At 59.7% G+C, this 23,237-nt stretch carries 20 protein-coding genes; 6 read left to right on the top strand and 14 right to left on the bottom strand.

Annotated elements, in window-relative coordinates; genetic code table 11:
• The first annotated feature begins 92 nt into the window (after window positions 1–92).
• Window positions 93–2,561, top strand: a complete 2,469-nt coding sequence (locus tag TRM7557_RS18915) for a penicillin acylase family protein (RefSeq protein WP_058291790.1) — start codon at window positions 93–95, stop codon at window positions 2,559–2,561.
• A gap of 25 nt (window positions 2,562–2,586) precedes the next feature.
• On the opposite strand, the gene hflX is transcribed toward TRM7557_RS18915, so the two are convergent.
• From hflX to dusB, 9 genes are all read right to left on the bottom strand, one after another.
• Window positions 2,587–3,858: a GTPase HflX gene (gene hflX / locus TRM7557_RS18910; protein ID WP_058291789.1), complete on the bottom strand. Its 1,272-nt coding sequence runs from the start codon at window positions 3,856–3,858 to the stop codon at window positions 2,587–2,589.
• Window positions 3,858–4,097 (bottom strand): RNA chaperone Hfq, encoded by a 240-nt coding sequence (gene hfq / locus TRM7557_RS18905; protein ID WP_058291788.1) that lies wholly within the window; start codon window positions 4,095–4,097, stop codon window positions 3,858–3,860. The genes hflX and hfq overlap by 1 nt, the downstream gene beginning before the upstream one ends.
• A gap of 133 nt (window positions 4,098–4,230) precedes the next feature.
• On the bottom strand, window positions 4,231–5,772 hold the full coding sequence (locus TRM7557_RS18900) for a TrkH family potassium uptake protein (RefSeq protein WP_058291787.1): 1,542 nt from the start codon (window positions 5,770–5,772) through the stop codon (window positions 4,231–4,233).
• A complete protein-coding gene (gene trkA, locus TRM7557_RS18895) occupies window positions 5,773–7,149 on the bottom strand; it encodes a Trk system potassium transporter TrkA (RefSeq protein WP_058291786.1) in 1,377 nt (458 codons plus the stop codon).
• 112 nt (window positions 7,150–7,261) lie between these two features.
• Window positions 7,262–8,671, bottom strand: a complete 1,410-nt coding sequence (gene ntrX, locus TRM7557_RS18890) for a nitrogen assimilation response regulator NtrX (RefSeq protein ID WP_058291785.1) — start codon at window positions 8,669–8,671, stop codon at window positions 7,262–7,264.
• Complete coding sequence (locus tag TRM7557_RS18885; RefSeq protein ID WP_058291784.1) at window positions 8,668–10,947, bottom strand: sensor histidine kinase NtrY-like; 2,280 nt, start codon at window positions 10,945–10,947, stop codon at window positions 8,668–8,670. Before TRM7557_RS18885 ends, ntrX begins: the two co-directional genes overlap by 4 nt.
• A 99-nt stretch (window positions 10,948–11,046) precedes the next feature.
• On the bottom strand, window positions 11,047–12,426 hold the full coding sequence (locus TRM7557_RS18880; protein ID WP_058291783.1) for a response regulator: 1,380 nt from the start codon (window positions 12,424–12,426) through the stop codon (window positions 11,047–11,049).
• A gap of 14 nt (window positions 12,427–12,440) precedes the next feature.
• A complete protein-coding gene (locus TRM7557_RS18875; RefSeq protein WP_058291782.1) occupies window positions 12,441–13,529 on the bottom strand; it encodes a two-component system sensor histidine kinase NtrB in 1,089 nt (362 codons plus the stop codon).
• A complete protein-coding gene (gene dusB / locus TRM7557_RS18870; RefSeq protein ID WP_058291781.1) occupies window positions 13,526–14,512 on the bottom strand; it encodes a tRNA dihydrouridine synthase DusB in 987 nt (328 codons plus the stop codon). The genes TRM7557_RS18875 and dusB overlap by 4 nt, the downstream gene beginning before the upstream one ends.
• A gap of 198 nt (window positions 14,513–14,710) precedes the next feature.
• On the opposite strand from dusB, the gene TRM7557_RS18865 reads away from it, so the two are divergent.
• From TRM7557_RS18865 to TRM7557_RS18855, 3 genes are read left to right on the top strand one after another with little or no spacing between them, the layout of a single operon-like run.
• On the top strand, window positions 14,711–15,847 hold the full coding sequence (locus TRM7557_RS18865) for a bifunctional 2-C-methyl-D-erythritol 4-phosphate cytidylyltransferase/2-C-methyl-D-erythritol 2,4-cyclodiphosphate synthase (RefSeq protein ID WP_058291780.1): 1,137 nt from the start codon (window positions 14,711–14,713) through the stop codon (window positions 15,845–15,847).
• A 3-nt stretch (window positions 15,848–15,850) separates the two neighbouring features.
• The gene (locus TRM7557_RS18860; protein ID WP_058291779.1) at window positions 15,851–16,348 is read left to right on the top strand and encodes a phosphatidylglycerophosphatase A family protein; all 498 of its coding nucleotides are present in this window, start codon (window positions 15,851–15,853) and stop codon (window positions 16,346–16,348) included.
• Complete coding sequence (locus tag TRM7557_RS18855; RefSeq protein WP_058291778.1) at window positions 16,345–16,836, top strand: CinA family protein; 492 nt, start codon at window positions 16,345–16,347, stop codon at window positions 16,834–16,836. The genes TRM7557_RS18860 and TRM7557_RS18855 overlap by 4 nt, the downstream gene beginning before the upstream one ends.
• Before the next feature lie 39 nt (window positions 16,837–16,875).
• Here TRM7557_RS18855 and TRM7557_RS18850 read toward each other — a convergent pair whose 3' ends face one another.
• Window positions 16,876–17,325 (bottom strand): type II toxin-antitoxin system RatA family toxin, encoded by a 450-nt coding sequence (locus TRM7557_RS18850; RefSeq protein WP_058291777.1) that lies wholly within the window; start codon window positions 17,323–17,325, stop codon window positions 16,876–16,878.
• Window positions 17,326–17,422: 97 nt separating this feature from the next.
• Between TRM7557_RS18850 and hpt the strand changes: the two genes are divergently transcribed.
• A complete protein-coding gene (gene hpt, locus TRM7557_RS18845) occupies window positions 17,423–17,968 on the top strand; it encodes a hypoxanthine phosphoribosyltransferase (protein ID WP_058291776.1) in 546 nt (181 codons plus the stop codon).
• Between the two features lie 59 nt (window positions 17,969–18,027).
• Here the strand turns inward: hpt and lipA are convergent, their stop codons facing one another.
• Both lipA and TRM7557_RS18835 read right to left on the bottom strand, forming a co-directional pair.
• Window positions 18,028–18,978: a lipoyl synthase gene (gene lipA, locus TRM7557_RS18840; protein WP_058291775.1), complete on the bottom strand. Its 951-nt coding sequence runs from the start codon at window positions 18,976–18,978 to the stop codon at window positions 18,028–18,030.
• 115 nt (window positions 18,979–19,093) lie between these two features.
• On the bottom strand, window positions 19,094–20,179 hold the full coding sequence (locus tag TRM7557_RS18835) for a DUF6456 domain-containing protein (RefSeq protein WP_058291774.1): 1,086 nt from the start codon (window positions 20,177–20,179) through the stop codon (window positions 19,094–19,096).
• Between the two features lie 203 nt (window positions 20,180–20,382).
• Here TRM7557_RS18835 and TRM7557_RS20210 point away from each other — a divergent pair, with 203 nt between their 5' ends.
• Window positions 20,383–20,802, top strand: coding sequence for a DUF6477 family protein (locus TRM7557_RS20210; protein WP_207382677.1), 420 nt, complete (start codon window positions 20,383–20,385; stop codon window positions 20,800–20,802).
• Here TRM7557_RS20210 and TRM7557_RS18820 read toward each other — a convergent pair.
• The gene (locus TRM7557_RS18820; protein ID WP_058291771.1) at window positions 20,757–22,301 is read right to left on the bottom strand and encodes a trimethylamine methyltransferase family protein; all 1,545 of its coding nucleotides are present in this window, start codon (window positions 22,299–22,301) and stop codon (window positions 20,757–20,759) included. The two genes, TRM7557_RS20210 and TRM7557_RS18820, sit on opposite strands and share 46 nt — an antisense overlap.
• Before the next feature lie 187 nt (window positions 22,302–22,488).
• Window positions 22,489–23,208 carry an MgtC/SapB family protein gene (locus tag TRM7557_RS18815; RefSeq protein WP_058291770.1) on the bottom strand — a complete coding sequence of 240 codons (720 nt, stop codon included), beginning with the start codon at window positions 23,206–23,208 and terminating at the stop codon, window positions 22,489–22,491.
• Between the last annotated feature and the right edge of the window lie 29 nt (window positions 23,209–23,237).

Here is a 23,237-nt window from a genome sequence, read left to right as displayed (position 1 = left end):
TCGCCTATGGTTGCGGCAACCCTAACAGGGCGATTGCAAAGCGCAATCTCCCCATGCGACAACAGCAAGAAAAATCGAGGGAATAGAACACCATGCGCCTGCTCTTTAAGTGGCTCCTGCGGATTGCAGCCGGGGCGATTCTGCTGTGTCTTGCGGGTGTCCTTCTGGTCTATTTCCTCGCGTCGCAGTCCCTGCCGGAATACGACAAGACCATCGCACTGCCCGGGCCCACAGCCCCGATCGAAATTGTGCGCGACAATGCCAATGTGCCGCATATCTTCCCCAGTTTTGGCGCCAGTGACGAAGATGTCTATTTTGGCCTCGGCTATGCCCATGCGCAGGATCGCCTGTGGCAGATGGTTGTCTTGCGCCGCACCGTTCAGGGCCGCCTGTCCGAAGTCTTTGGCACCCGCACGGTTGAAACCGACAGTTTCCTGCGGCGCCTTGACATGTACCGTCTGGCCCAACGCTCTGTCGCGGTCCAGTCGCCTGCGACCATGGCCGCGCTCGAGGCCTATTCTGCCGGTATCAACGCCCGCCTTCTGGAGATCAATGAACAGGCCCTTGGTCGCGGCGCGCCCGAGATGTTCCTCGTCAATATGCCAATCGCCCCGTGGCAGCCCGCCGATAGTCTGGCCATCATGAAGCTGATGGCGCTGCAGCTGTCCGGCCATATGCGCGAGGAAATCCTGCGGGCGCAAACGGCACTGGCGCTGGAGGACCCAGACCGCCTGCGCGATATCCTGCCGGATGCGCCGGGCAAGGGCGTGACAGCCCTGCCGGAATATGCAGCCCTGTTTCCAGAACTGCCGCGCATTGCACAGGCCCAAAGCCCAGAAGATCCCTGGATGCCCGTTGCACCGCGCGGGCTTGCGGGGGCCTCCAACGCCTGGGCGGCCGCCCCCAGCCGATCTGCTGCGGGTGGCACGTTGCTTGCCAATGATCCGCACCTTGGCCTGACCGCGCCGGGATATTGGTATCTGGCGCGGCTGGAACTGGCGACTGGCGGCGTGATCGGCGGCACCATTCCCGGCATGCCCGCCGTGATCGCAGGCCGCAGCCAGGTTATGGGCTGGGGGGTGACGTCCTCTTATCTGGATGATCAGGATCTGTTCATCGAAAAACTGAATCCAGACAACCCGCAGGAATACCTCAGCCCGACGGGCCACAAGAAATTCCTGTCGCGCCCGTCGATCATCCAGATTAAAGATCAGCCGCCCGTTACGCTGACCCTGCGCTGGAGCGAGAACGGCCCTGTTTTGCCCGGTTCGCTGTTTGATCTGGACAGGATCACCCCGCCGGGCCATGTGGTGTCCCTGTCGTGGACCGCCCTGTCCGATCAAGACACCTCTATGACCGCAGCGCTGGATCTGATGCGCGCGCAGACGGTCGCGGATGGTCTGAAAGCGGGCGAGAAATTTGTCGCGCCGTCCCAGAATCTGACCCTTGCCGACCGCAGCACCATTGCGTTGAAAACCATGGGGGCCATGCCCCGCCGGGACGCGCGAAACCAAAGCCAGGGGCGCCTGCCCAACCCCGGCTGGCGCCGCGAGAACAAATGGAACGGCACGTTCAACTATGCTGCAAATCCGGAATTTGTCGCGCCAACCGGCGGCATTCTGGGCAATACAAACAACAAAACGGTAGATCGCCCTTTTCCCAACCACGTGTCCTTTGAATGGGGCGACACCCAGCGCATCAACCGCTGGCGTCGCCTGATGCAGGCGCGCGAGGTGCACACCCGGGACAGCTTTATTGAGGCGCAACTGGACACCGTGTCGTATTCCGCGCGCACCCTGCTGCCGCTGATTGGGGCGGACCTGTGGTACAGCGGAGAGGCAGCGCCCGACGGCACGCCCGAACGCCTGCGTCACGACGCGCTGGCGCTTCTGGCTGAATGGAATGGCGAGATGAACGAACATCTTCCCGAACCGTTGATCTATGCCGCCTGGATCCGGGCCTTGCAAAAACGCCTGATCGCCGATGATCTAGGCCTGCTCGCGGATGCGTATCGCCATGTTGACCCCCTGTTTCTGGAACGGGTGTTCCGAAATGTCGAAGGGGCCGCCGTCTGGTGTGACATCCGGCAAAGCGCGCGCACCGAAAGCTGCACCGACATGGCCCGCCTGTCTCTGGACGATGCGCTGGTCGAACTCGGGGAAACCTACGGCCGCAATCTGGAAGCGCTGCGCTGGGGGGATGCCCATCAGGCCACTCACGACCATCCGGTTCTGGGTGAGGTCCCCTTGCTGCGGTTCTTTGTCAACATCCGCCAGTCCACCAGCGGCGGCGACAACACATTGCAACGCGGTTTGACCTCGGGCGATGGCCCAAACCCCTATCAGAACGTTCACTCAGCAAGCTACCGTGGCGTCTATGATTTTGACGACCCAGACAGTTCTGTTTTTATTGCGGCCACCGGCCAGTCGGGCCATTTCCTGTCGCGCCACTACGATGACATGTCCCAGCTGTGGCGCCGCGGCGAATATATTCCAATGTCGCTGGATGAAGAGCTGGCGCGCGCCGCCGCCGTGGGGATCACGCAGATCACCCCGCGCTAATCCCAAAAGAAAAGAGGCGCTCTGATCAGAGCGCCTCGAATTTTGCTTTCTGTTTGTCGGTCCAAAGCACCGTGAGGACAAAGCCCTCTTCGCTTTGGTCCTCTGACTGGACCACATCCTGCTTGAACAACCAGGCGCGTTCGCGGCCTTGCGAAAACCCAAGGGTCAGGACTTCTTCGCGGCGTACGCCTTGCAGCTTTGTCGCGATATCTTCCAGCAGCGGGTCAAGCCCTTCGCCAGTCAGCGCCGAAATGGCGTGCAGGTCGTCCAGACGGTCGGCCCGTTGACGGCAGGCCTCGGCCTCTTCGTCAGACAGCTGATCCAGCTTGTTCCAGACCTCGATCTGCGGGCGGTGCTCATCCACGCCAAGCGAGGCCAGAATGGCCTCCACATCCTTCGCCTGATTTTCCGTTTCCTCGTGCGAAATGTCACGCACATGCAGGATCACATCAGCGGCCAGAACCTCCTCGAGCGTCGCCCGGAAGGCGGCAACCAGTTCGGTCGGAAGATCCGAGATAAAGCCCACTGTATCGGACAGGATCACTTCAGGCCCATCGGGCAGCACAACGCGGCGCATGGTCGGGTCCAGCGTGGCAAAAAGCATGTCTTTGGCCATCACTTCGGCGCCCGTCAGCCGGTTAAACAGCGTCGATTTCCCGGCGTTGGTATAGCCCACAAGCGCGACAATCGGATAGGGCACCTTGGCCCGCGCGGCGCGATGCAGCGTGCGGGTTTTAACCACCTTTTCCAGCTGACGGCGCAGGCGCACCAGCTGTTCGTCAATGGCACGGCGGTCGGCCTCGATCTGGGTTTCCCCCGGACCACCAACAAAGCCAAGACCACCGCGCTGCCGTTCCAAGTGGGTCCAGGCGCGCACGAGCCGCGTGCGCTGGTAGCTGAGCGCTGCCATTTCCACCTGCAACACACCCTCGCGGGTGCGCGCGCGGTCAGAGAAGATTTCCAAAATCAACCCGGTACGGTCGAGAAGTTTGACCTTCCAGGCCTTTTCCAGATTGCGTTGTTGTACGGGGGAGACCGGACCATCAATCAGGACAAGCTCAATCTCTTCGGCCTTCAAGATCGCGGCGAGTTCGTCGATCTTACCAGAGCCGAACAGCATGCCGGGGTGCGCTTTTGGCAGGCGCACAACATTTGACCCGATCACATCGAGATCGGGCAAAGCTGCCGCAAGAGACACAGCTTCCGCGCGGGCGGCCTCGGGATCGCGGCGCGCCCTATCAGATTTGATGTCCGGATGCAGAACCCAGGCGCGGGTTCGCTTCCTTTCGTGCTCCATCAATTGGAGTCTTCACCCTCATATAGGCTGATTGGTTGTGCCGGCATGATAGACGAAATCGCGTGTTTGTACACGAGTTGCGACTGACCATCGCGGCGCAGGAGGACACAGAAGTTGTCAAACCAGGTGATGACACCCTGCAGTTTCACACCATTGATCAGGAAAATCGTCACCGGGACTTTGGTTTTGCGAACGTGATTCAGGAATGCGTCCTGAAGATTCTGTCTGTCCGAAGCCATTTGTTTTTATCTCGCCTTGCTTTTTTTATGCACGTTGCGGCTCAACGCGCTCATTGTTCTCGAACTATGAACGGAGTTGGCGACAGATTCCAGCCGAAAACGTTATTTTTTAACGCGGGTTAGCGCCAGCGTGTCAATTCCGCCAAAGGTTTGGCGACAACAATGCGATGATTGCCAGCGTTTCAAGCCGCCCCAGAACCATCGCGCCACAGAGGATCAGCTTGGCCGGTGTGGTCAGAAGACCCAGATCGATAGGGCTGGCCCCGGCGGCTTCGGTCAGGGGGCCGGTTGTGGACAGGGTTGCAACGGTCAGGATCAGCGCATCCTCAAAGTTCAGACCCGCGGCGGACAGCGCGATCGAAATCACGGTCAGCGACAAGGCAAACAGCATGAAAAAGATCCAGGCCACAAAGGCCCCATTGCTTTGCAAGCGCCGCGTGCCCCGTGTCATACCCGAGACCGAATTTGGCAGAACCAACCGCTCCATATCCCGCAACCCATTGAGGTACAGCGCATAAACCCGCAGCAGCTTTACCCCGCCTGCCGTGGTGGCAACACCGCCGCCCATCACTGCAAGCCCCATCAGGATCATCCCCGGCGTGCTGAGCCCGGACCACTGGCGCGCGCTTTCCCAGTCGATGCTTTGAAACCCGGTGGTGGTCAGGAATGAGGTCACGGTAAACACCGCGCCCCAGAACGACGAAAGCGCCATCGACAGATCATCAGAGGTGTCGACCTCAAAAGCGGCCAGCCAGTGGCGCAGGAACAACAGCCCCGGCACGGCAAAAATGATCAAAAGACCGGTGCGAAACTCGGGATCTTTGTCCAACCTGTTCTGGCCATGCGCCACTGTGTCGCTGGAGAAGGTCAGGCGCGACAGGGCAAACAGCATGAACAGGAACATCACCATTTCACCGGCCAGCCCGCTGCCTGCGTTTTCCAGCCCGCCGACCGGCGACAGGCCAGATGTCGCCATGATCGACATCGCGTGACAGACGGCCACAAAACCAACCTCACCGGTCAACAACAGCAGGATGCTCAGCGCCAGTGTCAGACCAAAATACACCGGCGCGAGGGTTGCGGCCACTTTGATCAGCTTGCGTCGACTGCCGGGACGGTGCACCTGACGGATCCCGATCCCCTGCCCGTCACCGGGTTCCGCCCGCGCCGTGACCTCAAACCCGCCCAACGAAAGCGGTGCCAGAACGGCCGAGGCCGCGATCCACATAAACAGACCACCCAGCCAGGCCACCATCACGCGCCACAGATGGATGCTGGGCGACAGCCGCCCCGGATCTGCATAAATATCCGCGCCTGTGGTGGTCAGAGCGCTGACCATATCGAAATAAGCATTCAGATAGCTGGTGTTCTGCAGCGCATCCTGCAACGGAATGGCCAGATACAGCGGCAGGAACACAAAGGTCGCAAGCAGCGTCATCAGCTGCCCGGGCATCCCGTAACGTGGCACATGGTTCGCCACCGAGAGCCCGATAAACGACACCAGCATCAGCCCCAAAAGGCCTGCATAGAAAAAGCTTTGCGAGGTTTTGTGGTCGTCGGTGATCACCGCATGGATGGCTGGCACCCACATGGCCAGGGAAAACCCGCCCCAGATCAGCAGCAACAGCGGCAGCCGCAGGATCCACGGACCCGTTTGACGAGACCGGCGCGGCATCTAGAAGTAATCGATCGAGACCTGCATCAGGCGCTCGACCTCTGGCACATCGTCGGCCATTGCAAACAGGGCAATGACATCGCCTGCCTCGATCCGCAGATTGGCTGCCGGGCGCACCACCTTGCCGTCCTTGGCAACCGCCCCCACCAGCACCCCTTCGGGAAAATCAATCTCGCCAATGGTTTGCCCCGCCATAGGCGAGGTAGACAGAACCTCGGTCTCGATCACCTCGGCTTCGGCATCGCCAATGGAATAGACCTGACGGATCCGACCATAGCGGATGTGCCGTAGGATCGAACTCACCGTGGTCGACCGCGGGTTGATATAGGCGTCGATCCCTAGATGCGACAACAAGGGCACCAGTGTTGGGTCATTGATCAGCGCAATGGCAAAAGGGCAGCCCTCGGCCTTGGCGCGCACGGCCGCCAGCATATTGGTCTTGTCGTCGTCGGTGACCGCCAGCATGGCATCCGCCTTGTCGATGCCGGCCTCGATCATCAATCCGCGGTCCAGACCGTCGCCATTCAGCACAATTGTACGCTCAAGGGTTTCAGCGGCCTTTTCGGCGCATTTTCGGTCCTTCTCGATCACCTTGGCGCGGTTACGGCCAGACCGCCCCTCCAGCGCCTTGGCAACCTCCAGACCCACATTGCCACCGCCAACGATGACCACGCGATCCTGGCGTTTCTCTTTCTTGCCAAAGATTTCCATGGTGCGGCCCACGTCATCTGCGTGGCAGAAGATATAGGCCGCATCGCCGACAAACAGCTGATCGCCGGGTTCGGGCGCAAACAGCGACCCATCGCGCCGCACCCCCACAACAATCGCCCGCAGCGTCGAGAACAGCTCGGTCAACTGCCGCAGCGCGGTGTTCACCACCGGGCAGTCTTCGTCGATCATAATGCCAAGAAGCTGCGCTTTGCCCTCCATGAACACTTCGGTGTCAAAGGCCGCAGGCGCGCGCAGGCGCTGCATTGCCGCAGCCGCCACTTCGCGTTCGGGACTGATCACCACGTCAATCGGCAGGTGATCGCGGCGGTACAGGTCGGAATAGATCGCCGTCAGATAGCTTTTGGAGCGCAGCCGCGCCACCTTGCGCTGGATTGAGAACACCGAATGCGCCACCTGACAGGTGACCATGTTCACCTCGTCGGAATGGGTGGCGGCAATAATCATATCCGCATCCCGCGCGCCCGCCCGGTCCAGCACATCAGGATATGAGGCAAAGCCCGCAACGCCTTGAACATCCAGCGTATCCGTCGCCCGACGCACGAGGTCGGGGTTGCTGTCAACCACTGTGACGTCGTTTGCTTCACCGGAAAGATGGCGTGCGATTTGCCAGCCAACCTGGCCCGCGCCGCAGATAATTACTTTCATGATCTTTGTCCTTGGGCCCGTAACCGTCGGCTTGCAGGGTGCTCAGTGACAGATGACCGGGGATGGGTCAATTCAAATGTCCCACCCCGCGATCCTGTTCTTTGGTCCGTGGTCAGACCAAGTCTTCTTCGTTTTCCACCCGTGCAACACGGCCACCGGCCTTGCTGGAGGTCACAACGCCCAAGGATTTCAGCTTGCGGTGCAGCGCAGAGCGTTCCATGCCCACAAAAGCCGCTGTCCGGCTGATATTGCCGCCAAAGCGGTTGATCTGCGTCAGCAGATATTCACGCTCGAAGGCTTCGCGGGCTTCGCGCAGCGGCAGGGTTGCCAGCGCACCAGACAGCACCACACGGCCCTCCACGTCGACCTTTTCTTCGTCGCGCGGCAGGTCTTTGGCATTGATCGGCCCGGTGCCATCGCCAAGGATCAGAATGCGTTCCACCATGTTCTTCAGCTGACGCACATTGCCCGGCCAGACCATGGTTTGCAGCAGAGCCAAAGCATCCTCGGTCAGGTCGCGCAGCGGCAGGCCTTGGGTTTCGTTGAAATACGAAATGAAATGGCTGCAAAGCTCTGGAATATCCTCGCGACGATCGGCCAGCGACGGCACCTGAATCGGCACCACGTTCAGACGGTGAAACAGTTCCTCGCGGAAGCGGTTTTCGGCAATTTCCTGTTCCAAGTCTTTGTTCGTTGCGGAAATGACCCGCAGGTCCACCTTGACCCGCTCGCTGCCGCCAACGCGGGTGAATTGTTGGTCGACCAGCACGCGCAGGATCTTGGATTGTGTACCAAGCGGCATATCTGCCACCTCGTCAAAAAAGACCACGCCGCCGTCAGCCTGCTCCAGCAGGCCGGGTTCCACCCCCTGCTCGCGGCTTTCACGGCCAAACAGCTCTTCTTCCATCCGGTCGGGTTCAATGCTGGCGCAGTTCACCACCACAAACGGCGCAGAGGCGCGGTTGGAGTGCGCATGCACATAGCGCGCCGCCACCTCTTTGCCGCTGCCTGCCGGGCCGCTCAGCATAATGCGACCGTTGGATTTGGTGACCTTTTCCAGCTGCGACACAAGCGTTTTAAACGGCGCAGAACTGCCAACCATATCGCTGGCACCGCTGTCTTTGCGCTTGAGATCGGTGTTTTCACGACGCAGTCGCGAGGTTTCCATCGCGCGGCGGATCACCACCATCAACTGGTCAATATTAAAGGGCTTCTCAATGAAGTCATAAGCGCCCTGCTTGATCGCCGCGACCGCGATTTCGATATTGCCGTGACCCGAGATGATGACGACCGGGACTTCGGGGAAATCCCGTTTGACGGTCTTCAGAATGTCGATCCCGTCCATCTCGCTGTCTTTGAGCCAGATATCGAGGATCAGCAGCGCAGGCGGCTCTGCCTCAAACTCGGCCATGCATTCATCGCAATTGGCGGCCTTCCGGGTGGAATAGCCTTCGTCTTCCAGAATATCCGAGATCAGCTCGCGAATATCGCGTTCGTCATCGACAACAAGAATATCACTCATGTCAGCCCTGCTTTCACCATCTGTCTCTGCGCATTTGCCCGCGGGGCGGCCGGTGCCAGACGAACAATCGCCATGGCGCCATGATGCGCGTTTCCTTCGAACACCGGCGCATCTTCGAGCGTCAGCGTCCCACCATGTTCTTCAATAATCTTTTTGACAATCGGCAGCCCCAGCCCGGTGCCCTCGTCGCGCGTGGTCACATAAGGCTCAAACAGCCGGGCCCGATCTTCGGGCAGTCCAATACCATTGTCAGCGATTGTAATGACAAAGCCCGCATCCGACGCAGACACCGTCACCTGAATTTCAGGCACAAATCCCTCGGGCGCGCCCTTCGCACGCAAAGAGCCAATGGCCTCGCCTGCGTTTTTGATCAGATTGGTCAGCGCCTGTCCAATCATCGTTGCATCCACATCCACCGGCATGTCCACCTTTGGAATGTCGGATGTAATCGTCAGATCCGGCTGCCCCGCTTCCTGCAGCAGCACGGCTTCCTGCACCAGACGGCCCAGATCCTCTTCGCGGCGCTCTGGTTCGGGCATACGCGCGAATTTGGAGAACTCATCCACGATGCGGCGCAGGTCATTGGTTTGACGCACGATGACATCCGTCATGTCCTGTAGAACTTCGGCGTTTTTCTCTTCAAGCTGGCGCGAGAATTTGCGTTTGATCCGTTCCGCACTCAGCTGGATCGGGGTCAGCGGGTTTTTAATTTCATGGGCGATCCGGCGCGCGACATCGCCCCAGGCGGCCATCCGCTGGGCGCTCACCAGATCGGTCACGTCTTCAAAAGCCACAACATAGCCCTCAAGGCTGTTGTCGCCGGATTCGCGCGGGGTCATCCGAACCAGCAAGTTCTCCAGACGGCCCTGACGGGACACTTTGACCTCGCCCTGCACCACCTGCGCGCCGCCTTCCACCAGTTCATCAAACAGCGGCCCAAACTCTGGCACCGCAACCGCCAGCGCCAGCGATTTCTGTTCGCCCTGCCAGTCCAGCAGACGTTGCGCCGATTTGTTCACGAAAGTCACGCGGCCATCTTCGTCAAGCCCAACCACCCCCGAGGTCACCGAGGACAGAACCGAGTCAAACAAGCGACGGCGGCTTTCAATCTGGCGTGTATTGTCCAGAAGCGTTTCGCGCTGAAGTTTCAACTCCTGCGTCATCTGATTGAAATAACGCCCCAATTGCGCGATCTCATCATCGCCCTGCTCTTCCATGACCCGCACATTCAGATTGCCGGCGCCAACACGCTGCGCGGCCACAGTCAAGCGCCCGACCGGACGCGACAGACGTTCGGCAAACCAAAGACCCAGCCACATGGAGGCAAGGATCAGGATCACAGCAAAGCCGAGGTACAGCAGGCCAAATTCGAACAGCACTCGGCCGCGTTCGCTTTCCATCTGCACATAAAGATCGGCCGTTTCCTGCGTGTCATCCAGCAGGTTGAGCAGTTCGCCATCCACATCACGGCTGACATAGAGATAGCGATCCAGAAACGCGTCGAGGTTCACAAGGGCGCGAAACTCATTGTTTTCCCAGTCCTGAATAATCCGCATACCGCTGCGGGCGGCGGCCTGGATATCCTCGTCATTGGGGCGTTCGAAATCAAACTCGTAAGACCGGTCGCCCCGCACCTGAATTTCACCGCTGCCGTCGATGATATAGGCTTCTTGCAAACCACGCTGAATTTGCGACTGCCCCTGGACCAGAACCTCCCGCAACTTCCCGTCATCAATAAAGAAATCAACGGTGCGGCTGTGGTCCAGCAACCGCGCCAACAACACCGCATCCTGCTGCAGGTCACCGCGTTGCTGGTTCTGATAGGCCTCGGCCGCGGTGCGCGAATTGCCGATCACATCCCGCACACGTTCCGAAAACCAGCCCTCGAGGCCAAGGTTGACGGTCAGCATCGCAAAGACGGCAACCAAAACGGTCGGCATCAACGCAAGGAAGGCAAAGGCACCGCTCAGCCGCAGGTGCAGCCGGGAGCCCGCTGATTTGTCACGGCGCGCGGCAATCAGCTTGGCAATCTGGCTCATCACCAGCGTGGCAATGGCCAGCACATAGATAAGGTCAGCCAGCAGGACCAGCCGCATCGTCGGAGAACTCGCGCCTTCCCCCAATGGACCAATGACAATGAATGTCACCAGCGCCATCACCGGCCCCAGAATCACCAGCCCAAAGGTGGTGAAATTTCGGACCCGGCGCGTTTTGCGCCATGCATCCAAGGCCATCAAACCAGAATAGGCCGTTCGGATATGTGACTTATGCGCCACCTACTGCCCCCAATAACATGAGGAGCAACTGCACTCCCCCACATGATCTCGTGGTTCCCCCAAGCGTTCTCACTCGGGGGTCACGGTTATGTGGCGATATTACATCAGTTTTCGACGCCGTGTCACCTCAATATCGAGGTCAGTGATCTTCTTGCGCAGGGTATTGCGGTTGATTCCCAAAAGATCGGCACATTTTGCCTGATTTCCGCCCGTCGCAGACAGCGCAATTTCGATCAGCGGGGTTTCAACTTCCCGCAGCAGACGCGCATAGAGCCCCTGCGGTGGCAGCTCTTCGCCATGCAGGTCGAAGTAACGCTGAAGATGGCGCGCCACCGCATCCGACAGTTTTTCATTGCTTGCGCCTGCGCCCATCACCGGTTCAACGCCGGTGGACTGCGGGCCCAGTGCCGCCGCGACCTCGGCCTTGCCGACCTCTTCACTGCGTGCGGTAAGCGCCAGTCTTTTAATGATATTTTCAAGCTGACGCACATTGCCCGGCCAGGCGTGATGCCGCAGCAGCTCGCGGGCCTCTTCGCTGAGTGTGCGATGTGGGGCGCCATCGTTTTCGGCACGCATCAGGAAGTGTTCACACAGAAGCGCAATGTCCTCGACCCGCTCGCGCAGCGCCGGAACACGCAGTTCGGTGCCACAGACCCGGTAGTAGAGATCCTGACGCAGGCGGCCTTCTTCCATCCCATCGGCAAGATTTTGCTGAGAGGTGGTGGCAATAAAGCGCGGCGCGTGATCACCGGGCGTGTCCATCATCCGCACCAGACGGGCCTGAGCCTCGTCGGGCAGATCCATCAGCTCGTCAACCACAAGCGTGCCGCCTTTGACCTCGGCCAGCAGACGCGCGGGTCCCTCAAGCTCTGCCAAGGTGGCCGCGTCCGCATAGACGTAAGGCAAGGTGCGGCGATCCGAGAAATCGTGAATAGCCCGTGCAATCAAACTCTTACCGGTGCCACTTTCACCGGTGATCAACAGCGGCATATCCGTGTTCATCACCCGCGCAATCAGACGATACAGCGCCTGCATGACCTCGGTGCGGCCAACCAGCGGCAGCTCATCGGGGCGCTCTTCCGGCACTTCGACCCGGCTGGTGGCCGAGGCCGTGCGCTTTTCCGACAACGCCTTGGCGGTGCGCTTCATCAGTTCAGGCAGGTCAAAGGGCTTGGGCAGATAATCATAGGCATCCGCCTCTGCCGCCTTGATCGCGGTCATAATGGTGTTCTGCGCCGAGATCACAATCACGGGCAAGCCGGGGCGGTCCTGACCAATCTTCGGCAGCATCTCGAGCCCGTTCCCGTCCGGCATCATCACGTCCGAAATCACCACATCCCCTTTGCCTTCACTGACCCAGCGCATCAGCGTGGTCAGCGAGGAGGTGGCGTGCACTTTACACCCCGCGCGCGTCAGCGCCTGGGTCAGAACAGTGCGAATTGTGCGATCGTCATCTGCAACGAGAACGGTGCCATCCATTTGGAAACTCCTGCTTACTTGCTCTCTCGCGGCATTCGCGAGAGGGAAAGGCGAAACACGGTATTGCCCGGTTCAGACCGGACCGAGATCCACCCGTTATGGTCGGAAATGATTTTGCTTACCAATGCGAGCCCCAGACCGGTGCCGTTTTCACGTCCCGAGACAAAGGGTTCAAAAATATCATCTTTAATTCTGTCAGGCAGGCCGGGACCATCATCAATGATCTCGATCTGCAGCGGCAAAAGCCGCCCCGTCCCGTCCGAACGACGCAGACGGAAAGAGTGTTCATAGAAGGTCCGGATGATGATTGTACCACCTTTTTTACCGGCCGCTTCGGATGCGTTTTTCAGCAGGTTCAAAACCACCTGCAGCAATTGATCCGGGTCCCCCCAGGCCACTGGCAGTGAGGGGTCGTATTTCTCAATAATCTTCATTTCCGAGCCAAAACCCAGAAGCGCAGATCGACGCGCCCGGTCCAGCACATCGTGCAGGTTCACCTCGCGGAAGTCAGGTTCAGACAGGTTGCCAAACTGTTCCACCTGTTCAAGAAGCTTCACGATCCGGCGGCTCTCGGACACGATCAGATCGGTCAGCTCCAGATCCTCGGGCGCGAGGTTCATGCTCAGCAACTGCGCCGCACCGGTGATGCCGGCCAGCGGGTTCTTGATCTCATGGGCCAGCATTTCCGCCATGCCAATCGCCGACTGCGCAGCCGATTTTGCCGACTGCGTTTGCGTCATCCGCCCCGCCAATTCACGCGGAGAGACCATCAATAGCATAAAGCCGTCGTGACCGTGGACCGGCGCGATCTGAACGCCGCATTGCAGCGGCGCACGTTGACGCGCGCCCACATCAATGTCGTTCACAAACAACGGCGTGCCCTGCTTGCGCGCCTTCTCAAAAGCGTTTTCGACACTTTCTTCAATCGCGACCTGTCTCCAGATCGGTTTGCCCAGAAGCGACTTTCTGGACGTGTTTACAAAGCCCTCGGCGGCAGAGTTCACATCCAGAATGCTGTTGTCCGGCGAAATCAGAAACACCGGCACCGGCAGCGACGCCCAGATGGCGCTGTTTTCGGCCTGTTGCGCGAGCGTATCCATCATGCTGCGACCTCCTTGTCGGCGCCAAGGATCGCCTCGGGCAGCAACGCCAGAACCTCCGCCGGGGTTTTGGCCGTCAGAACCTGACGGCGCAGCGCGGCAGGGGTTTCTGCCTCATCCATGTACCAGCCCAGATGCTTGCGCGACACGCGCAGACCCAGGTCCAAACCGTAAAAGTCCAACATCGCCTCGTAATGCTTTGAAATCATGTCAACAAGATCACTACCTTCAGGGATCTCCGGCGCCGCACTGCCCCAGATGTCATGGGCGACCTGCGCCAGAAGCCAGGGTTTGCCCTGTGCGCCACGGCCGATCATCACGCCATTTGCGCCGGATTTTTCCAGCGCACTGCGCGCCGTGGCCGTGTCAACAATATCGCCATTGGCCAGAAGCGGCACATCAATCGCCGCGCGCACCTGTGAAATCGCCTGCCAGTCAGCGGATCCCTTATAAAACTGACAGCGTGTTCGGCCGTGGATGGTCACCATCTGCACGCCTGCGTCCTGCGCCCGGCGCGCAACATCCGGCGCGTTCAGGCAATTGTCATCCCAGCCCAACCGGGTTTTCAGGGTCACTGGCACATCAACGGCCGCGACCACCGCTTCGATCAGGCTCAAGGCGTGGTCCGGCGTTTTCAGCAAGGCAGAGCCCGAATAACCATTGGTCACCTTCTTGGCCGGGCAGCCCATATTGATGTCGATCACCTTTGCACCACGGTCTGCAACCTGTCGTGCGGCTTCGGCCATCCAGGTGGCCTCGCGCCCCGCCAGCTGTACCGCGGTGTTTTCCACATCCGCGCTCAGCTCGGCCCGTTCGCGCACGCCGGGTTTGGCCTGCACCATCTCTTGGCTGGCCACCATTTCGCTGACCATCAGGCCGACACCAAAAGACCGGACCAGATCCCGGTAAGGACGGTCCGTGATGCCCGCCATAGGGGCAAGCGCGATTGGGGGCTCCAATGAGGTGGTTCCGATGGTGAAGGACAACTGCTTAATCCTTGTGCATATATGAGCGTTTTAGACCGAGAACCCGGTATGCTCCATCCCAAGCGCCCCTTCCAGCCTGTTTTCCCGGCGCTGGTGCTTATTTTTTAAGCACTAGCGCCAGGTGGATTGCGCTTTTCCGGGGGGCACCGTAAAGACGGGGCAGGTTTTAAGGCTTCTTACAGGCGAAGGCAGTTGGCCATGAAAACAGCGGTTCTCATCGTTGCCGCAGGGCGCGGCAGCCGCGCGGGCGGCGGGCTGGCCAAGCAATGGCGGCCCCTGTCCGGTCGCCGTGTGATTGACTGGACCCTACAGGCGTTTCGCGACGCAGGCCACGACCTGATTGCCGTTGTGCGCAACCCGAAGGACGCAGATGCCGATACAGCCTTGGCCGCGCAGCCCGATCTCATCCTTGCGGATGGTGGGGCGGAACGGTCGCAGTCTGTCAGAAATGGCCTTCTGGCCCTTGCCGCACATAAACCCGATCTGGTCCTGATCCACGACGCCGCCCGACCCTGCGTGTCAAAAGACGTAATTACAAATGTGATCAACGGCTTGACGAACACTCCTGCGGCGGCACCTGGGGTGGCGGTCACAGATGCGCTCTGGACTGGAGCAGACGATCAAGTGACCGGAACCCAGGACCGCAACGGGCTGTTTGCCGCGCAAACACCGCAAGGGTTCCACTTTGACGCGATCCTCGCCGCACATGAGGCCCATCAAGGGCTGGCCGCGGATGATGTAGAGGTCGCCCGCGCCGCTGGCCTGCCGGTTACCATCACCGAAGGCTGCAGCGACAATATCAAAATCACCCGGCCCGAGGATTTCGCCCGCGCCGAACGTATTCTGGGAAAGAACATGGATATCAGACTTGGCAATGGCTACGACGTGCACCGTTTTGGCCCCGGCGATCATGTGATGCTGTGCGGTGTGGCCGTGCCCCATGACCGCAGCCTACAGGGCCATTCGGATGCCGATGTGGGCATGCACGCCGTGACGGATGCGATTTACGGCGCGCTGGCCGAAGGCGACATTGGCCGCCACTTCCCGCCGTCCGACCCGCAATGGAAAGGCGCCGCGTCGGAAATCTTCCTGCGCCACGCTGCCGATCTGGCCCGCGACCGCGGCTTTACCCTCTCGAACATCGATTGCACGCTGGTCTGCGAATACCCGAAGGTCGGCCCCCATGCCGCTGCAATGCAAGCAAAAATGGCCGAAATCCTGCGGATTGAGCCTGCGCGTGTGTCGATCAAAGCCACCACCTCGGAACGGCTTGGATTTACGGGTCGTGGCGAAGGCATTGCCGCGCTGGCCACCGCCGCGCTGTTCAAAGGATAAGTGATGAAACTCTCTCAGATCCTCGGCACCTGCGGCGGTGTGGGCTATTTGAAACCTGCGCCCGGAACTTGGGGGTCCCTCGTCACCCTGCCCGCCACACTTGGCCTCCATATGCTGGGCGGCTTCCCGCTTGTGGCCGCCACAACACTCGCCGCCACCGGCATCGGCTTCTGGGCCGCAGCCGACATGACAAAGGGGCAAGAGGATCTGGATCCGTCCGAATTTGTGCTGGATGAATTTGCCGGTCAAATGCTGGCGCTCTGGGCGCTGTCGCTGCCCGCGTGGCTGCATGGGTTCAGCATTACCGTGCTCTGGCCCGGCTGGATCGCTGCGTTTGTTCTGTTCCGACTGTTCGACATCTGGAAACCCGGCCCTGTTGGCTGGGCGGATCGCAAGAAAGGCCCCTTTGGCGTCATGATGGATGACATCATCGCAGGAGCCATGGCGGCGGGCGGCGTCGTCCTGCTGGCGGGCTTTTTCCACGGGGTGCTTGGTCTATGACGGTTGATGTTGCAGCTCTTCTTCGGGATGCGCAGGCCAAGGGCCTGACTGTTTCCACCGCCGAAAGCTGCACCGGCGGCATGATTGCCGCCGCCCTGACCGACATCCCCGGTTCCTCCGCTGTGGTGGACCGGGGGTTTGTGACCTACTCCAACCAGGCCAAGACCGAGATGCTGGGCGTCCTGACGACAACGCTTGCCACCCATGGCGCGGTCAGCGAAGAGGTCGCCGCGGAAATGGCCGACGGGGCGCTGGACAGCGCGGGAACCGATATTGCGGTCTCCGTCACCGGCATTGCGGGCCCCGGCGGGTCAGAGTTCAAACCCGAAGGGCGCGTCTGCTTTGGTCTTGCGGCAACAGGCCTGCCGACATTTGTGGAAACCAAAGAGTTCGGCGCTTTGGGTCGCGACAAGGTGCGCGCTGCGACGCGAGACCACGCGCTGATGCTGATCGCAACCGCCGTCGCCAAACTTCCCATTCGGACCTGACGCGGATTCAGGCTCTAATCCGCAGATTAGAGCCACATGTCACCCGCCATACAGATCTTCGGCGCGACGTTCAAAAGCCCGCACAATACGCTGCATGGCATCGTTGAACACCAGGCCAATCACGCTCTGCAACACCGCGTTCTTAAATTCGAAATCCACAAAGAAGCTGACATCACAGCCGCCGTCGGCGCGGTCCTGAAAGGCCCAGTTGGACTTCATATAGCGAAACGGACCATCCAGATATTCCGTGTCGATCTTATGTTCACCCGGATGCAACACCACACGGCTGCCGAACCGTTCGCGGAACACTTTGAAGGAAATCACCAGATCCGCTTCCATCAGCTCGGACGTGCCTTGCGGCACCCGGCTGCGGATGCGCGCAGCAGCACACCAGGGCAGGAATTTTGGGTAGTTGGCCACATCTGCCACCAGATCATACATCTGCTGGGCGGTGTACGGCATGGGTCGGGTTTCAGAATGGGTCGGCATCGTCTTTGATCTGCTTCCTGTACAGCTGGCGCGTGGTGTCCTATGAACGCAACGAAAATTCAAGAGGCAACTCACGTAGGAAGCCAAGGGGAAAGCCATGACTGATCGCCCGTATGTCATAGATGTGATGATTTCGGCCAAAGCCATCGCCGCACGGATCGAAGAACTGAGCGAAGAGATCGCATCCGAATTTGAGGGCACCGACAAGCTGGTCGTTGTGGGCCTTCTGCGCGGCAGCTTTGTGTTCATCGCTGATCTGGTGCGCGAGCTGGACCTGCCCATCGAGGTGGATTTCCTCGAGGCCTCGTCTTATGGCGACGGCATGGAAAGCAGCCGGGAAGTTCGTATTCTCAAGGACTTGCGCGGCGCCATTGAAGGGCGCGACGTGCTAGTGGTCGAAGATATTGTCGACACAGGCCACACCCTGTCGCACGTCAGCAAGCTGCTGCAAAGCCGCAATCCTGCGCGCCTGAAGACCATTGCGCTTCTGGACAAACCGTCGCGCCGCGAGGTGGATTTCCGCGCCGATCACATTGGCTTTGAAATCCCGGATGAATTTGTTGTGGGCTACGGCATCGACTTTGCCCAACGCAACCGCAACCTGCCCCACATCGGCAAGGTGCGCTTCACCGACGAGGCCTGATCAAAAAAGCCGCGCTGACACCAGCGCGGCTTTTCATTTCATTCAGACTGTTTTCCAGCTCAGCCTTTGGCCAGCGCCTTTTCACGGGCATCCCGCAAACGGGCAAAGTCATCACCTGCGTGATACGACGAACGCGTCAGCGGCGTCGCAGAGACCATCAGGAACCCTTTGCCAAAGGCGGCTTTCTCATAAGAGGCGAACTCTTCCGGCGTCACGAACCGGTCCACGGCGTGGTGTTTCGGAGTCGGCTGCAGATACTGACCAATGGTCAGGAAATCAATGTCTGCGGCGCGCATGTCGTCCATCACCTGCTTCACCGCCATTTCGTCCTCGCCCAGACCGACCATAATGCCGGATTTGGTGAAGATCGACGGATCCTGTTCCTTCACCCGCTGCAACAAGCGCAGGGAGTGGAAGTAACGCGCACCGGGGCGGACCTCGGGATAGAGGCCAGGCACGGTTTCAAGGTTGTGGTTGAAGACGTCTGGCTTTGCTTCCACAACAATATCAAGCACTTCCGGCGAACACTTCAGAAAGTCCGGGGTCAGGATCTCAATCGTGGTCTTAGGGCTGCGATGGCGCACGGCGCGAATGGTCTGGGCGAAATGTTCCGCGCCACCATCCTGCAAATCATCCCGGTCCACAGATGTGATCACCACGTGGTTGAGACCCAGTTTTTCCACTGCATGGGCCACGCGGCCGGGTTCAAACGCGTCCAGCGTGTCGGGCTTGCCGGTGGCAATATTGCAGAACGTGCAACCGCGCGTACAGATTTCCCCCATGATCATCATGGTGGCGTGACCCTGGCTCCAGCATTCGCCAACATTGGGGCAGCCCGCTTCTTCGCAGACCGTCACAAGGTTGTTTTCACGCATGATCTTATGCGTCTCCGCATATCCCGCCCCGCCGGGGGCTTTCACACGGATCCAAGACGGTTTTTTGGGCTGGGCATTGTCGGGACGATGCGCTTTTTCCGGGTGGCGCTGCTCGGGGATCTTCAGATCTCGCACAGGACGATCCTTCAATTTTTGCTGTTCACGGCTGGCCGGACCTTATCAGCCTGACGGGACGGCCACCAGTGCAATTCTGCCCCCTTTGTCGCGACCCATAAGCAAGCTGTCGCATTCAGCCGATCATCCGCAACACGGTGGGCTGTTTGCCATAATGCGCCTGCAGCTGCTCCAAGGCGATCCGCAGCACCACTTTGCCAGACCGCGCCGACCAACCAAGGTCTTTTTCCGCCGCTTCCAGCCCTTCGAGGTGGCAACAGCAGCGCATGGCAATATCGCTCAGCCCCGGCCCCAGCGCCATCATCGCCTTATTGACCCGCTCCAGCGCGCGGCGTGACATTTCCTGCCCCCCCATTTCCGGCGCGGTGCCCGGTTCGCGGAACTGGTCTGCCTCGCGGTTCAGATGCACGCCGATCTGCGCCAGCTCGTAGTCCTCGCGCAGACGTTCGCCCGCGCTGACCATTTCCGGCGTGAGAAATGGGTCGCCATCGCGGTTGGTAAATCGCGAGAGAATTTGCAATGGCGTCTCCTGAACACCATAGCGGGCACGACGTGGGCCCGCCCCGGCGGCGTCCTGTTCGGCCCGGCGTGCTGCCTGCATCTGGGCCAGCCCAAGCACCGCGCCAATGGCGGACTGCGACACGCCTTCGCTGCGCACACGGGCCAATTGTTCGCGATCTGCGGCCAGTTTTGCCAGCGCCAGACGGCCTTCGGGCGTGATCCGGTACTTGAGGATTTGGCCCGTGCCGCCCCCTGCAATCGCCCCTTCAACCGCGAGGATTTGCGCCAATGACATCTCGACCGAAATCTGGTCCCGTTCCTGATCGTCTGCATCCCCCCGCAGAACCGCGCCTTTTTCGAAACCCGCGCCAACAATTAAAACTGCCTTGGGTTGAGCAAGCACCGTTAACAGACGTTCTTTATTTCGCGCCAATTCTCCGTCACCGGCAAAGAAATCACCCGCAGCGCCTGTGGCGTTTTCACCGGAGACCTCCGTCGCAAGGGCGCGGAATGCGCCGTCAATCAGAAAGTCGTCGCGCCATTCTTCCAGACGCCGTATTTGCCGCAGGACGGTCGAGGGGTGGCAATCGGCTTGCTTTGCCAATTGCCGGATCGAAACACCACACTCTGTATGCATCAGATAACGAACAATATCTTCCGGAACCCAATTGGGCAGACAGGGCGCAACCGCGTCGGACATGCAGGGCCTCCTTGTTTCTACGCATCAATTCCCCGCCGCGCCCAATCCGATTTTCTGGACCAATAGCGAGGATCTCCACGAAATTTATTCACCATTCATCAACAACAGTAAAAACCACCGCGCGCCGCGTGCCCCACAGACGCAACACCCGCATGGGTTGTTTTATTATGATCCAGATTTTTGAAATTTAGGAGATGTTTGCGATGGAAGATCTGGGAACCCAACTCAAATCGCTGTCCCGCCCCCGGCTTTTGTCGCAGGCGGCGCGCGCAGGTATTGGTCACTATACGCGCAAGCGGGATCTGCCCCGGATTCTGGGCACCCTTCAGCAGGCCGTTGATCTGAGTGCTGGCGCGGTGCTGGTGAAATTGCTGGACCGCGAACGCCAGCAGGAACAGGCGCGCCAAAATCAACACCCAGGCTATTCACTTGTGCGCCACCTTGAAACGCTAATCGCGATTGCGGCTGAAGGGCAACTGTTTCTGGCCAGTCAGGCAACGGCGCGCACATCCGCACATAAAAACGGGCGCTCCAAAGCCGGAGCGCCCGATAAAAACGTCGTGTTGTCAGATAACTATCAGAGGAAGCTGTCTGGCACGGACTCTTTCTTGTTTGCCACGTAAGCATAGAGCGCTTCGCGGATTGCCGGGTCCAGAGCGGGCTGCTGATAGGCCGCCAGCAGGGTTTCAACCCGGCTCGACGCCAACTGACGGGTGTCGCGCGCGCCTTCTTCTTCCCAGGTTTCAAACGGCTTGTAATCCAAGAGGTCGGATTTCCAGAACGCCGATTTGAAGTTCGCCTGCGTGTGCGCGCAGCCCAGATAGTGACCGCCCGGGCCCACTTCGCGGATTGCATCCATGGCTTGCGCGTTCTCGTCGACCGAGATGCCCTTGGCCAGGCCGTGCAGCACACCGAGCTGATCGGCGTCCATCACAAACTTTTCAAAGTCCGCAACCAGCCCCCCTTCGAGCCAGCCGCAGGAGTGCAGCATGAAGTTCACGCCTGCCATCAGACCCATATTGAGCGAGTTTGCGGTCTCGTAGGCCGCTTGCGCATCGGGCAGTTTGGACCCACAGAACGACCCCGCAGAGCGGAACGGCACACCCAGACGGCGCGCCAGCTGGCCTGCCCCATAGGTGACCATCGACGCCTCGGGCGTGCCAAAGGTCGGCGCGCCAGAGTTCATATCAATCGAAGACACAAAGGCGCCAAAGATCACCGGCGCACCCGGACGGATCAGCTGGCTATAGGCGATACCGGCCATCACTTCGGCCAGAACCTGTGTCAGCGTGCCCGCAACCGAAACCGGCGCCATCGCACCGCCTACGATGAACGGAGAAATAATGCAGGCCTGATTGTTTTTGGCGTAAACTTCCAGCGCACCCATCATCACGTCATCGAAGGTCATCGGCGAGTTGATGTTGATGAGCGAGGTCATCACGGTGTTGTCCTGAACGAACTCTTTGCCGAACAGGATTTCGCACATCTCAACCGAATCCTGCGCGCGGCTGGGTTCCGTGACCGACCCCATGAAGGGTTTGTCGGACAGCTCCATATGCGCCAGCAGCATATCATAGTGACGCTTGTTCACCGGCACATCGGTCGGTTCACATACGGTGCCACCCGAATGGTGCAGCCATTTGGACATATAGCCCAGCTTCACAAACTTCTGGAAATCCTCGAGCGTTGCATAGCGGCGACCGCCTTGCGCGTCGCGCACGAAGGGCGGGCCATAGATCGGGGCCAGAACCAGGTTTTTGCCGCCGATTTCCACCGATTTCTCGGGGTTGCGCGCATGCTGGGTAAAGCTCGAGGGCGCCGTTTCGCACAACTTGCGCGCCAGACCACGCGGAATGCGCACGCGTTCGCCCTGCACATCCGCGCCGGCCTCGCGCCAGCGGTCAAGGGCTGCGGGGTTGTCGACGAAGTTTACACCAACTTCTTCAAGGATCGCTTCGGCATTGGCCTCAATGATCTCCAGTGCTTCCGTGGTCAGGACCTCGAAATTGGGGATATTGCGCTCAATGAACTTGGCGGTTTCGATTTTGGTGCTTGTACGCTCAGCGCGACGGGCGGCTCCTCCGCCCCCCCGGCTGCGGCGACGCGGGGCCGCTTCAGTCATGGATAGTCCTCACAACTCAATTTGTTTGATTGGACGTTAGTGAAATCACGCGCGGACCCGAGTGATATTTGCGGCCTTTGAAACATAAATGCGACATAAACAGGTACAAACTCGCCGGCTCTTCACAAAGCGCCCGAAAAAGCGTCACGCCAGAGACCCCCTGCGAGCGTTCACTGGACGGCTTTGGTTAGCCTTCCGCCCCTGCTTCCCAAGACAGGCTCAGCACCGCAGGGTCAATCAGCAGCGGCGAAATCACCGAGTTGATCGATTCTTCGGATCTGTCGTTGATGGCCAAAGTCAGATCCAGACGCATTTCGTCTTCTTTTGAAGTTTCCACATCAAAGCCCTGCGCATGCGCCGGAGAGGCCGACAACGCAGCCAGAATACTATTACGCACCGCCTGTTCATCTGAAGGCCGACAGGTCATCAGAATTCGATATTCCTGCACCATCGGCAGCCCTGCCCGCGTCTTGCGCTTGACCCATTTGACCAGTGGGCGCAGACCCAGATTGACAAAGATGACCACGCCGGTCGCAATCGCGGCAACCGCATGACCGCCTGCCCCGCAGATCACCCCAACCGCCGCGGCACACCAAAGCGTGGCCGCCGTATTAAGCCCGTGCACTGTGAACCCGTCGCGAAAAATAATGCCCGCGCCCAGAAACCCGATGCCAGATACAACCTGCGCACCAACACGTGTCGGGCTCAGATCGTCATACATGGCCGAGAAAATCACAAAGCAAGCGGCCCCCAATGCCACCAGTGCATTGGTGCGGATGCCCGCAAGCCGCTGGCGCACCTGCCGCTCGGACCCAATAAACGCACCGCACAGAACCGCCATGAGCATATTGAATGCAGGTCCGGTCAAAAGGTCCAAGACTTCCAGTTCCACAAGGCTGTCCAACATTTATGGTCTTCCCTCTTCACGGCGCTAAA

Origin of the sequence: Tritonibacter multivorans (assembly GCF_001458415.1) — a bacterium.
Classification (GTDB): Bacteria; Pseudomonadota; Alphaproteobacteria; order Rhodobacterales; family Rhodobacteraceae; genus Epibacterium; species Epibacterium multivorans.
Note: the sequence above shows the minus strand (reverse complement) of the source record. Positions and strands in the feature narration are given on the sequence as shown.

Coding starts and splice junctions, on each gene's coding strand:
- TRM7557_RS18850 (WP_058291777.1), bottom strand. CDS start 17,325: ATGCCGACCCATTCTGAAACCCGACCCATGCCGTACACCGCCCAGCAG.
- TRM7557_RS18915 (WP_058291790.1), top strand. CDS start 93: ATGCGCCTGCTCTTTAAGTGGCTCCTGCGGATTGCAGCCGGGGCGATT.
- TRM7557_RS18815 (WP_058291770.1), bottom strand. CDS start 23,208: ATGTTGGACAGCCTTGTGGAACTGGAAGTCTTGGACCTTTTGACCGGA.
- hfq (WP_058291788.1), bottom strand. CDS start 4,097: ATGGCTTCGGACAGACAGAATCTTCAGGACGCATTCCTGAATCACGTT.
- trkA (WP_058291786.1), bottom strand. CDS start 7,149: ATGAAAGTAATTATCTGCGGCGCGGGCCAGGTTGGCTGGCAAATCGCA.
- TRM7557_RS18865 (WP_058291780.1), top strand. CDS start 14,711: ATGAAAACAGCGGTTCTCATCGTTGCCGCAGGGCGCGGCAGCCGCGCG.
- hpt (WP_058291776.1), top strand. CDS start 17,423: ATGACTGATCGCCCGTATGTCATAGATGTGATGATTTCGGCCAAAGCC.
- TRM7557_RS18900 (WP_058291787.1), bottom strand. CDS start 5,772: ATGCCGCGCCGGTCTCGTCAAACGGGTCCGTGGATCCTGCGGCTGCCG.
- hflX (WP_058291789.1), bottom strand. CDS start 3,858: ATGGAGCACGAAAGGAAGCGAACCCGCGCCTGGGTTCTGCATCCGGAC.
- TRM7557_RS18835 (WP_058291774.1), bottom strand. CDS start 20,179: ATGTCCGACGCGGTTGCGCCCTGTCTGCCCAATTGGGTTCCGGAAGAT.
- TRM7557_RS20210 (WP_207382677.1), top strand. CDS start 20,383: ATGGAAGATCTGGGAACCCAACTCAAATCGCTGTCCCGCCCCCGGCTT.
- TRM7557_RS18860 (WP_058291779.1), top strand. CDS start 15,851: ATGAAACTCTCTCAGATCCTCGGCACCTGCGGCGGTGTGGGCTATTTG.
- TRM7557_RS18820 (WP_058291771.1), bottom strand. CDS start 22,301: ATGACTGAAGCGGCCCCGCGTCGCCGCAGCCGGGGGGGCGGAGGAGCC.
- TRM7557_RS18875 (WP_058291782.1), bottom strand. CDS start 13,529: ATGATGGATACGCTCGCGCAACAGGCCGAAAACAGCGCCATCTGGGCG.
- TRM7557_RS18880 (WP_058291783.1), bottom strand. CDS start 12,426: ATGGATGGCACCGTTCTCGTTGCAGATGACGATCGCACAATTCGCACT.
- ntrX (WP_058291785.1), bottom strand. CDS start 8,671: ATGAGTGATATTCTTGTTGTCGATGACGAACGCGATATTCGCGAGCTG.
- TRM7557_RS18855 (WP_058291778.1), top strand. CDS start 16,345: ATGACGGTTGATGTTGCAGCTCTTCTTCGGGATGCGCAGGCCAAGGGC.